Source organism: Solimicrobium silvestre (assembly GCF_002976435.1).
GTDB lineage: Bacteria > Pseudomonadota > Gammaproteobacteria > Burkholderiales > Burkholderiaceae_D > Solimicrobium > Solimicrobium silvestre.
The window spans coordinates 146933-158526 of record NZ_PUGF01000002.1; the positions used below are offsets into that span (position 1 = coordinate 146933).

12 protein-coding genes are annotated in these 11594 nt (G+C 47.4%); 8 read left to right on the top strand and 4 right to left on the bottom strand.

The window, feature by feature from the left end:
• Window positions 1–5: 5 nt before the first annotated feature.
• From S2091_RS03145 to S2091_RS03155, 3 genes are all read right to left on the bottom strand, one after another.
• A complete protein-coding gene (locus S2091_RS03145; RefSeq protein WP_105530340.1) occupies window positions 6–317 on the bottom strand; it encodes a helix-turn-helix domain-containing protein in 312 nt (103 codons plus the stop codon).
• Window positions 304–681 carry a type II toxin-antitoxin system RelE/ParE family toxin gene (locus S2091_RS03150; protein ID WP_105530510.1) on the bottom strand — a complete coding sequence of 126 codons (378 nt, stop codon included), beginning with the start codon at window positions 679–681 and terminating at the stop codon, window positions 304–306. The genes S2091_RS03145 and S2091_RS03150 overlap by 14 nt, the downstream gene beginning before the upstream one ends.
• A 200-nt stretch (window positions 682–881) precedes the next feature.
• The gene (locus S2091_RS03155) at window positions 882–1835 is read right to left on the bottom strand and encodes a helix-turn-helix transcriptional regulator (RefSeq protein WP_105530341.1); all 954 of its coding nucleotides are present in this window, start codon (window positions 1833–1835) and stop codon (window positions 882–884) included.
• A 99-nt stretch (window positions 1836–1934) separates the two neighbouring features.
• On the opposite strand from S2091_RS03155, the gene S2091_RS03160 reads away from it, so the two are divergent.
• The 3 genes from S2091_RS03160 (at window position 1935) to S2091_RS03170 (ending at window position 3833) form a co-directional block, all read left to right on the top strand.
• Window positions 1935–2546, top strand: coding sequence for a hypothetical protein (locus S2091_RS03160; RefSeq protein WP_243405302.1), 612 nt, complete (start codon window positions 1935–1937; stop codon window positions 2544–2546).
• Between the two features lie 21 nt (window positions 2547–2567).
• The gene (locus S2091_RS03165; protein ID WP_105530342.1) at window positions 2568–2900 is read left to right on the top strand and encodes an NIPSNAP family protein; all 333 of its coding nucleotides are present in this window, start codon (window positions 2568–2570) and stop codon (window positions 2898–2900) included.
• 129 nt (window positions 2901–3029) lie between these two features.
• Window positions 3030–3833: an isocitrate lyase/PEP mutase family protein gene (locus S2091_RS03170; protein WP_105530343.1), complete on the top strand. Its 804-nt coding sequence runs from the start codon at window positions 3030–3032 to the stop codon at window positions 3831–3833.
• Window positions 3834–3905: 72 nt separating this feature from the next.
• On the opposite strand, the gene S2091_RS03175 is transcribed toward S2091_RS03170, so the two are convergent.
• On the bottom strand, window positions 3906–4421 hold the full coding sequence (locus S2091_RS03175) for a lipocalin-like domain-containing protein (RefSeq protein ID WP_105530344.1): 516 nt from the start codon (window positions 4419–4421) through the stop codon (window positions 3906–3908).
• Window positions 4422–4587: 166 nt separating this feature from the next.
• Between S2091_RS03175 and S2091_RS03180 the strand changes: the two genes are divergently transcribed.
• The 5 genes from S2091_RS03180 (at window position 4588) to S2091_RS24700 (ending at window position 11564) form a co-directional block, all read left to right on the top strand.
• Window positions 4588–5439, top strand: a complete 852-nt coding sequence (locus tag S2091_RS03180) for a LysR family transcriptional regulator (RefSeq protein ID WP_105530345.1) — start codon at window positions 4588–4590, stop codon at window positions 5437–5439.
• Window positions 5440–5745: 306 nt separating this feature from the next.
• Window positions 5746–9276, top strand: a complete 3531-nt coding sequence (locus S2091_RS03185; RefSeq protein WP_105530346.1) for an indolepyruvate ferredoxin oxidoreductase family protein — start codon at window positions 5746–5748, stop codon at window positions 9274–9276.
• Between the two features lie 441 nt (window positions 9277–9717).
• Window positions 9718–9909 (top strand): DUF4177 domain-containing protein, encoded by a 192-nt coding sequence (locus S2091_RS03190; protein ID WP_105530347.1) that lies wholly within the window; start codon window positions 9718–9720, stop codon window positions 9907–9909.
• A 123-nt stretch (window positions 9910–10032) separates the two neighbouring features.
• A complete protein-coding gene (locus tag S2091_RS03195; RefSeq protein ID WP_105530348.1) occupies window positions 10033–10959 on the top strand; it encodes a hypothetical protein in 927 nt (308 codons plus the stop codon).
• Between the two features lie 20 nt (window positions 10960–10979).
• Window positions 10980–11564: a type II toxin-antitoxin system RelE/ParE family toxin gene (locus S2091_RS24700; protein WP_105530349.1), complete on the top strand. Its 585-nt coding sequence runs from the start codon at window positions 10980–10982 to the stop codon at window positions 11562–11564.
• Window positions 11565–11594 lie beyond the last annotated feature (30 nt).

The window sequence follows — 11594 nt, forward strand, 5'->3', positions numbered from 1 at the left end:
AGTTTTTAGGTGAGTGCTTCCAGTCCCTTGCGATCCACAATATTCAACAGTTTCAACGATGGGCCGTTAGGATGTTTTTGCCCTTGTTCCCATTTTTGTACTGTTGAAAGGCTTGTGTTGAGGTAGGCAGCAAACACGGCCTGGCTAGCTTTGAAGCGCAATCGGAGACGTTTGATTTGCTCGGCGCTATAGTCCTGTACTGGTGTCAGACATAGTGCATCAAATTCGCGCATCGTCATCGCATCCATCGTGCCGGCTGCATGCAAGCCTTGCGCTGTGCTGTGCAATACATCTAATAATTTTTCATGTTTGGTCATAGGTCACCTCAATTAGTTCTTGTGCTTTAATTGCCTTGTCGAGTGCGCGATTGTCATAAGTTAGAAAGTGCGCAGCCAATACCTTAAGTGTTTGCAATTCCTTGTCCCCTATGTTGTCACGCTGGTTTTTAGCAAAGCCGTATAGGAAAAATGCTTTCTTCTTTATTTTGAATGCCAGAATTGTGCGTACACCCCCACTTTTTCCACGTCCACTTACGCCAATTCGCTTTTTAACCACATTGCCACCTAGGTTAGCGTCAATCAAGCCTTGTTCCATTTCGGTAACGGCATCGCGTAATGTTTGCTCAGATAAGCCTTCTTTGATTGCCCAACGGGCAAACCATTTTGTCTGGTAGATTTGCATGTGGTTTAGGGAAGTGTGCTGGATTTTATTATAGCACTTAGTGTCATAATTTTGACTTATATCCGTTGCAGGAAACAACGTCACTTGATCTTTGAATCTGCGCTAATCGGTATTCACATTTTTCAAACATTTTAGTGGGCATCAACGTTGCAACCTTAATTAATAGTCACTCCTTCCTGAGGAGAAGGACGTAATTATATCTAGCCCAACCTTCCAATCTTCAATAATTCCCTCGCGTGGTGCGCCAGTACCTCCTTCAACGCAGCCGGTTCTTGTATAGCGAACGAAAACGGCAGGCGAGCTAATTCTCTGGCGACCCATCCAAGATCGTCGGCTTGAATCGTCAGTATTGTGTTGTCGTCTATCGGTTCCAGCATGCCAAACGCACTAAAAATCGCTGCGTGCGCACTGGCTAAATCCGTATGTAACAGCACTTTTACCTGATGCATGCGCGGGATGGTTGCGATGGCGCTGGAAATATAACGCATCGCATCAAAATCAGCAGGCTTGCCGAAGCTCATCGGCAAGAGGTCGGCGGACTGGATGCGATCAAGCCTGAATGAGCGTGTATCTTTGCGGAGATGGCAATGGGCCACTACGTACCAACTGCCATTCAGATACGCGAGTCCGTAAGGATCAATTTTGCGGTCGGTCTGCACCTGCTGCGGAGATAGGTAGTGCAAACGCACGCTTTGCTGGTCGCGGGTTGCTGCGCTTAGCAGCGCCAATATTTCGGGGTCGCCGGAGGAGGTTGCTTTCGCTATATCGAGGCTGACGGTTTCACCGACTGCCCGCATGCGCTGCCTTAATTTTTCCGGCATCACCCGTTCAAGTTTGGATAAAGCGCTATTACTCGCCGGGGTGGTTGCGGCTAAGCCCAGACTGCGCGCAGCCACCAAACCTAAGCCGAGCGCTAATGCTTCGTCGTTGGTGAACATCATCGGTGGTAGTTTGAAGCCGTGGATTAAACGATAACCACCATCGCGCCCGCGTTCCGTCATGACAGGAATGCCGAGCGATTCTAGTGTATTGATATAGCGCCGCAGTGTTCGTGGATCGATTTCCAACCGGCGTGCCAATTCTGCACCACTCATCAACTCATGGGTTTGCAATAATTCTAAGAGAGCGAGGACGCGGGTGGTTGGATTTGCCATCTGTTAATCATAGTTTGAATTAGGACATATTTTGTCCTAATTTGCTCTTAAAGTGCTTACATTGATTGAGCGCCGCTTGATTATTTACTGAGGACGACTATGAAACCACGTTTTACGCTTTTCCCACTTTGGCTGATTTCTTCTTTGTTTATTTCGTTCAATGCAAACGGAGGCGAAGGTGGTGGGCAGACAACTTCAACTCCTAAAGCAGCGATGAGTATCGGTGCACACGACTTCGATTTTTTTATGGGCGACTGGGTGATCGAAAACAGAAAATTAATCAAACGACTGGAAGGTTCAGATCAGTGGGAGACATTTCAGGCTCGGCAGCATGTGCAACAACTTCCCGGCGGGATTGGCAATTTTGATGAATTTGTTGCCAAAACCTGGAAACCGGATTATGTGGGAATGTCATTGCGGGTATTTAATCCCGAAACAAAATTATGGAGCATCTACTGGCTGACGAATCAAAATGGCGGGATCGATAGTAAATCCGGCGCACTGATGCCGCCCGTGGTTGGTAAGTTCGAAAACGGCGTCGGTATTTTTGAGGGCGCGGATGAGTTCAACGGTAAACCTATTCTGGTGCGCTACACCTGGTCGCAAATCACCAACAATAGCGCCCGTTGGGAGCAAGCGTTTTCACCTGACGCTGGAAAGAGTTGGGAAACCAACTGGATTATGCAGATGACCCGTGCCAGCAATAAATAATTGCAACGATAAGGAGGCACCATGCAACGTCTGCTCGAAATTCGTTTATATGCGCTAAGTGCGGGCAGCGGGCCAAGATTTCATCAATTGGTCAGCCAGCAAAGCCTGCCGCTGCTTCGAGAGTGGGGCATGGATGTAGTCGCGTTTGGCCTCTCAGTGAGCGACCCGGACAGTTATTTTTTGATGCGAGCGTTTGATAATCTTGAGCATTTGACCTCCTCACAGGACGCTTTTTATGCCAGCGAAGCGTGGAGAAAAGGGCCGCGTGAGGCAATTATCGGATTGATTAAATCAGATTTAAGTTCGGTGCTGCAGCTCAATGTAGAGACCATCGACGCAATGCGCCGACGCTAATTGGCAATTTTGCGTATCATAAAACCGCTCACACATTGAAGTCCGAGAACGGCGAGATTGCTTTGGATGCCCGCTCTACAATATCGCCATGCATGATCAATAACTTTTTTAGTTTAATAGGAGCATGAAATGAATAAAAACAGTTTCAACGTATTCCAAAGCCTGCATTCCGAGCCAACGCCGCTCCTACTTCCCACCGCCTGGGACGCCGCAAGTGCCGCATTATTTCAATGTGATGGTGCTAAAGCAGTTGCCACTTCCAGCGCAGCATTAGCTTGGTCACTTGGCTATGCTGACGGCGGCTCGTTACCGCGGCAAGAACTACTTGCTGCTATTCGGCGCATAGTAAGAGTTTTGCAAGTCCCGCTTACAGTGGATCTTGAAGATGGTTACAGTGATTCTCCGGTAACAGTGGCGGAGCTGATATGGGAAGTTGCGCAATGCGGTGTTGCTGGCATCAACCTTGAAGATGGCGCAAATTCTGCAAATCTGCTGACCAGCAAAATCGCCGCAGCACGCCACAGTTTGGGTACAGCCAATCTTTTCATCAATGCTAGAACGGACGTTTTTCTTCGCAACCTTGCCGATGGTGACGCCGCAATAGGCATGACCATAGAACGACTACATCACTATAAAGACGCAGGTGCAGACGGTGCTTTTGTACCGGGCATGAGCCGCATCGTTGATGTACACCAGGTTGCGCCCGAGATTGGGCTACCGTTGAATCTGATGACGGTACCAGGCATGCCGACGATTGATGCTTTGTTTGCGGCTGGAGTGCGACGTGTCAGCGCTGGCCCTGCACTTTTCCAATCATCTTATGGGCAGGCGCGTTTGCTAGCTAAAAAACTGCTAGTTAATCATGATGTGTCAGGGTTATTTGACCACTCGCTATCCTATGACTTTATGAATTCCGTGTTTCAAGCCAAGTAGCAAGAGGGGTGCGCTTGTTTAAGCGCACCCAGCTGCTTGTTATCCAATCCCTGCACTAATGATTACTAATTACTACATTACACGTTGCCAAATGGAGTAAGCAATCGTGCCATTGCCCGAAGCGCTGGCAGGCACTTGATAGGTCAAAATCCCATCTTTGAATGTGTAATCGCGCACCTGTTGCGTCCCTTCCCAATTCGCATAAGACGCGCTACTTATCTTAAAAATCAACTTACCCTTAGTTGGGTCGATGGCGACCTGTCCGGTATGGGTGCTGGAACCTAAAACGGCGTCGCGATATTCCTCTGGCGTGCCGCGTGTTTTGTCGCCGCTGCTGAACTTGGCGCGATTGGGGCGGAAAATTTGTATGGAATAGCGTCCATCCTTATCCACCATTAGCAAGCCGTTGGGATGTTCACCGTAGTTGGTGGTACGAGTACCGTCAGCAAGTAATTCGTATGCTGAAATCATGACCCATGTGCCTTCCAAGGAAAGCAGCTGTTCCGGTGCAACTGCTACAGCGCTGCCCATCATTAACAGGGGTGCAGCCATGCTGATGGAAGTGGCGCATTTGCTGGTTATTGACATGTAGTTCTCCGTAAGTGAATAAAAGTAAAGTGAGCTGGAAGTGAGATGCGAAAAGCCGTTGCGAGTTGGTTTTTGCCTTACGTTCCACATCTGTTGGCTACAATACGCCAATACTGACTTGAACAAAATTATCGATCTGTGCACATTTTCTGTGCATAATTGCACAATGAATTCACCTGACTGGAATGACCTGCGATTTTTTCTGGCGCTTATCGACGCCGGTACCTTGTCGGGTGCGGCACGTATGCTTGGGGTTGAGCATACAACCGTCGCACGTCGTATTGATGCGCTTGAAGCCCCATTGATGGTGCGTTTATTTGATCGTTTCCCGAAAGGTTGGTCACTGACATCCGCTGGAATTGCGTTGGTTCCGCATGCACGGCAACTTGAAGAAGACATGCACGCCTTGATGCGCGCCGCCACCGGCTCTGCCACATTGAGCGGCGTGGTTCGACTTTCCGCTCCACCTGCACTGGCCGCCTATTTATTGGCACCGCGTCTGCGTGCCGTGCTCAGTCGTTTGCCTGAGATTGAAATCGAATTATTGGGTGAGTCGCGCGAAGCTGATTTGATGCGCCGCGATGCAGATATCGCCTTACGCTTCCGCCGCCCGAGTGCGCCCGGTTTGGCGGTGCGAACACTAACTACGATTCCATATAGTTTGTATGCAAGCGCACAATATTTATCGCAGCGCACGCCGCAGCAATGGGAATTTTTAGGTTACAACGAGAGTTTGCGCGATGCGCCGCAGCAGTTATGGCTAGATAAAATCAGGGGAGAACGCCGTTATGCGCTGCGCAGCAACGATCTGGGCGCGTTGTTTCAGGCCGCTGTTGCCGGGTGCGGCGTTACGGTCTTGCCAACTTATTTCGAGAAACAGCATTCCGAACTGGTGCGGATCGAGTCAGATTGTCCTGTCAAACGTAAGCTCTGGATAGTGATGCATGAAGACGTGCGCCGCTCGGCACGCGTGCGTGCCATTGCTGATGAGGTCATTAGCTTGTTTGATAACAAATGATCGGGCGCTGTTCCAACATACGGTGGTAACTAAAAATGCATCATGTTGTGATTGTTAAACTGACCCATCACATTTTGTGATACCGATATCCAAATTGCCTATTTCCACCTGAACTTTATTCTCACTAAACTGTGGTTCACAGCAGATTCAACAGCAGATTGAACATCAGATTTTCGATGATTTAATCGTGCTTGTTGTAGAATGTGAACCCCCGCCGTTACCCCGGCTTCGTCATTTATCCGGCTCTTGTCTTATCCGACATCCAGCACCGTAAATGCCTGTCTAAAGAATAATTTTGGAAAACCTATGTCATCTTCTGTAAAACAGGAATCTGCTGGTTCCTCGTTAGCCCCCGTCAGCCTGGACGATAAATACACCGCCAATAGTGGCATGATTTATTTGTCCGGCGTGCAAGCCTTAGTCCGCCTCCCGCTCATACAACGCCAACGCGACTTGGCAGCCGGTTTGAATACGGCTGGATTTATTTCCGGATATCGCGGCTCGCCGCTCGGTGGTTTAGATCAGACATTATGGAAAACCAAAAAATTCTTAGAAACCCAACACGTTAAATTTGTACCTGGCGTCAATGAAGATTTAGCTGCGACCGCCGTATGGGGAACCCAGCAAGTCGACTTGATCGGCCCGTCCAAATACGACGGCGTGTTCGGCATGTGGTACGGCAAAGGCCCGGGCGTAGATCGTTGCGGCGACGTGTTTAAACACATGAACCACGCCGGTACTTCAAAACATGGCGGCGTCATTTTAGTCGCGGGCGATGATCACGGCGCGTATTCTTCAACCTTGCCGCATCAGTCCGACCACATGTTTTCAGCCGCGATGATACCGATGCTGTACCCATCGAATGTGCAGGAATATTTGGATCTGGGTTTGCATGCCTGGGCCATGTCGCGCTTTTCGGGTTGCGTAGTCGGCTTTAAAGCCTTGGCAGATACAGTGGAATCCAGCGCATCAATCGACGCTGATCCGTTCCGTTTGCAAATCACCATTCCGACAGATTTTGCGATGCCGGTTGGCGGCTTGAATGCCCGCTTAACTACAGAAACCTTGGGCATTGAAGCGCGTAAGCAAGAAGCGTTAATGCAGGATTATAAAATCTACGCAGCGTTAGCTTATGCCCGCGCCAACAAACTCAACCACACCACGATTGATAGCCCAACCGCCAAGCTCGGAATTATCGCTTCAGGTAAATCGTATCTGGATGTGTTGGAAGCGTTGGAAGGATTAGGCATTGATGAAAAATTCGCTGCCGAAATCGGCATTCGTCTTTTCAAAGTGTCCATGCCGTGGCCGCTGGAGCCGGACGGCGTGCGCGAATTTGCGCGTGGCCTGGACGAAATTTTAGTAGTCGAAGAAAAACGTCAGATCGTCGAATACCAACTCAAAGAACAACTCTACAACTGGCGCGACGATGTACGCCCACGCGTAATCGGTAAGTTTGATGAAAAAGGCGAGTGGGTACAACCGCGCGGTGACTGGTTGCTGACTTCCAAAGCCGATTTTTCAGTAGCGCAAATCGCCCGCGTTATCGCAGCCCGGATCGCCCGTTTTCATACCAGCGATTTAATTAAAGCGCGTCTGGCCTTTTTAGAAGCCAAAGACGTGGTGCTGAAAAAGACTGTGGATACACCAACCCGTCCAGCTTACTATTGTTCAGGTTGCCCGCACAATACCTCGACCAAAGTGCCGGAAGGTAGTTTGGCTTTAGCAGGAATTGGCTGCCATGTAATGGCAACCGCGATTTACCCGGATCATAATAAAACCACCACCCACATGGGCGGCGAAGGCGCGCCGTGGATAGGTCAGGCACCGTTTTCTACCTTGCCGCACGTGTTTGCCAATCTGGGTGATGGTACTTATTTCCATTCCGGTTATTTGGCAATTCGCGCATCGGTTGCTGCCAAAGTAAACATCACCTACAAAATTTTGTACAACGATGCGGTGGCGATGACCGGCGGCCAACCGGTGGACGGTATTATTAGTGTGCCGATGATGGCGCAGCAAATGGCGGCCGAAGGCGTAAAACGTATCGCCTTGGTCACCGAAGATTTAAGCCGTTATGCAGATCGTTCGAATTTACCGGGAATAATTACCCTGCATGACCGCAAAGACATGGATGCAGTGCAGCGCGAATTACGTGAATTTATCGGTGCATCAGTAATTATTTACGACCAAACCTGTGCCGCAGAAAAACGCCGTCGTCGCAAAAAAGGCCAATTTCCTGACCCGGAAAAACGCTTAGTCATTAATGACGCGGTGTGTGAAGGTTGTGGCGATTGCGGCGTGCAATCGAATTGCACATCCATTGTTCCGCTCGAAACCGAATTCGGAAGAAAGCGTGCGATTGATCAATCTACCTGCAATAAAGACTATTCTTGCGTCAAAGGTTTTTGCCCGAGTTTTGTCACGGTAGAAGGCGGCAAGCTGAAAAAATCTAAAGCAGGAACAGCTAAGCAAGATGATTTCCCAGCCTTGGCTGAACCGCTGTTACCGTCTTGCGATGTCGCTTACAACATTTTGTTGAACGGTATCGGCGGCACCGGCGTTATCACCATCGGCGCATTAATCGGTATGGCGGCGCATCTGGAAGGTAAGGGCGTTTCAGTGCTGGATATGACCGGCATGTCGCAAAAAAATGGCTCGGTCACATCACATATCCGTATCACCGCCAGCCCTGGTCAATTAAATGCACAGCGGATTGCTACCGGTGAAGCGGACTTGGTTTTAGGCTGCGATGTGTTAACCACAGGTGCGTTTGATGCCATTTCAAAAATGCGCCCAGGCCGTACTCGCGCCGTAGTCAATATTGACCAGACACCGATCGGCACTTTTGCTCAACAACCTGATTGGGAATTCCCGTTGCAGGCAGTGCAAGCATTGATTATGGAATCGGTTGACGGTAATGCCGATTTTATCGATGCAACTAAATTAGCCACCGCGTTAATGGGTGACTCAATTGCCACCAACTTGTTCATGCTTGGGTTTGCTTATCAAAAAGGCGCGATCCCGATTTCTGAAGCGGCGTTATTGCGTGCAATTGAATTGAATGGCGTTGCAATTGAATCCAATAAGAAAAGCTTTTTATGGGGCCGTCGCGCCGCAGTGGATTTTGCAAGGGTAGAAAAAATCGCCTTGCCGTCGCAACCGATTGTGCTGCGCATGCCAGAGAGTTTGGATAAGTTAATCCAACGTCGTGTTGCGGTGTTAACGGATTACCAAAACAGCGCTTATGCACAGCAGTATCAAACGTTGGTAACGCAGGTTAAACAAGCCGAAGAGAAACTCGGCAAGGGTAACAAGCTGGCAATGGCAGTCGCTAAATCGGCCTTTAAATTAATGGCTTACAAAGACGAATACGAAGTAGCGCGTTTGTACACCAACGGCGAATTTGCCGATAAACTGAAAGCGCAGTTTGAAGGTGATTTCAGCGTTAAATTCAACTTGGCTCCGCCGCTGTTTTCAAAAAAAGACGGCGCAGGTCATTTGGTCAAAGCGCAATACGGTTCGTGGATGTGGCAGGCATTTAAAGTACTTGCTAAATTTAAAACCTTACGCGGCACGGCGCTGGATATTTTTGGTTATACCGACGAGCGTAAATCGGAACGTAAATTGTCGGCTGATTATCAACAGATGATGTTGGAACTGAGTGCTAATTTAACGGCGGATAATTTGGATACGGCAATTGCTTTAGCTAATCTGCCTGAAAAAGTACGTGGTTTTGGTCATGTGAAAGAACAGGCGATGAGCGAGTATTATCAACAGGTTGCTGTGTTGAAGAATGGATGTGGCACTAGAATTGTTGAGTTAGCTAGAGTATAAAAGTAATGGGCAGTGGCGTAGATACTGGGTTGAAAAACCAGCATCTATGATTTGTGCGTAAGCTGGGGTTTCATCTCAGCTTACGCGCTGATTCGTCGCCGCAAGTTTTAAGATGCTTTAACGGTTAGCTAAAACTGTTAATTCAGCGCATCTATCAATGCCGTCACTCCCGCGCACGCGGGAGTCTAGATTCGGCAGCCATTCCCTCCCCATATCCCAAGAATGAATGCGTTCAAAATGCCCTATTTAGGGCATATCCAATGGAATAAATACGCTATAGAATCCTTGGCTGATGTGAATAATCAACTAATCAATGGCAGTTGAGTTCCGCGATTTATTAATTCCAAATTGAGTGATTTTCTGATAAAGATTTTTTTAAAATTCTTCGTCAAATTTAGACAATCGCTTCGACAATGTTTTAAACCACCAATATGGATATCTATGAATAAGTGGGAATATAAAATCATCAAAGTAAATGCGAAGCGTGAATTTTGGACGAGCCAGTTCGACATAAAAGCTATTGAAGTGAAATTAAATGAACTTGGTCAACAAGGCTGGGAACTTGTGAGTATTGAAGGTCTTAATAATCGTTACGCAACTGCTCCAGTGCTAACAGTCAAACGAGTAGCCTAGGAATGCAAAATGTAGTCGACTGCCTGAACGTCACTGATCGGCAGCGGATTCAGCCGATCAAACACGCGATTAATTTTGTGGCCAATACCTAACTTAGGCATAGTTTTTAGAAAAAAATCAAGAATGAAAAATATAATTTATTACATAAAATCAAAAATTGGTTACTTTGTATTGTTCATTTTTATTCTAATGTCAGCGTGCTTATATTATTTTTTGAAAGAGCCTGCAAGCAATTCTCCTCTCGAAAGTAAGCTTCATTCTTCAGAGGCATGGAAGCAATCTCCATTTGAAAAAAATCGATCTGAATTAAATGAACAGCCGACTGTAAAAGTATTTATTTCTTTGCCTGACCAAATTGACCGTTTAATTGCTACCCGCAATCCTGCCAATGCGCTAAAGGCATACTGGCTTGTTACTGACTGTATTCATTTTCAACAATGGGGAAATCTCCCAGTGTTTGCATTTCCTGTTTTCCGTGAAATGACTGTGACAGAAAAAAGTGATGAAGTTAAATTATGCAGTGGTCTGACAGAGCGCTTAAAGACAGCTAGCCTGGAAAATCTGAGTTATGCCGTAAAAAATGGAGTAAGCGGCGCTGCCATTGCCTTTTTACAGGCTGGTCCGTTCGGAGACAAATCTGCACTGGAAAGTCGGCCTAATGATCCATTAATAATAGAATGGAAAAAACAGGCAATTGCTCAATTAACGGAGATTGCCAACAATGGCGATTATATGAGCGTACTCGTTTTGGCAAATGAATATGATTCGAGTAATGGGGTGGTTGAAAATAATCCATCCTTAGCGTTTACTTACGCTATTGCTACCCGTCAGTTTGACGATCGTTTTGGAATTCCAAGTCAATTTAATGATGAACGGTTGGCGAGACTCCAGAGCGGTTTGTCACAAGACGAGATCAACACGGCAACGTCATCGGCAACAACTATCTCCGCAAACTGGCTGAAAAATGTACGCGAACAGGGTGAAATTCTAAGCAATAGTGTCGCTGCCCCCGCTATTTCCCCTCTAAATTTACTAGTTGAATCAAGGTAGTCTACAAACTACAATAGGAAATGATTGAATTAAAACAAACCGAAATATTCCGCAAATGGCGTCTGCAACTTAAGGATGACAAGGTTCGGGCATTAATAGCATCGCGGTTAGATCGACTAAGTTTTGGTCATGCTGGCGATGCGGAACCGATAGGTCAAGGTATTAGTGAACTTCGTATTCATTACGGGCTAGGTTTCCGTATTTATTTTCAAAAAAGAGGAAACACGATCATTGTCTTACTATGCGGAGGAGATAAAAGCTCCCAAGCAAAAGACATCAAGACGGCAAAAAAATTAGCTGCTGAATGGAGTGAAAAAATGACTGAGAAATTGACTACGTATGATCCCGCTGAAGATTTATCTTCCGATGAGGCGATGGCAATATTTATGACGGAGGCTTTTGAAACAAACGATGCCAGTTACATAGCGCATGCACTTGGTGTGGTTGCAAGAGCAAAAGGCATGGCGCAAATTGCTGTGCAAACAGGCCTCTCGCGCGAGCAACTTTATCGTTCCTTTAGTGAGAATGGCAACCCAACATTGAAAACCACCCTTGCCGTAATGAAGGCACTTGGTCTGGATCTAACTGCAAAGGTTCACGAATAAAATTTTGATTGAGTGCAAAGTGTGCCCATG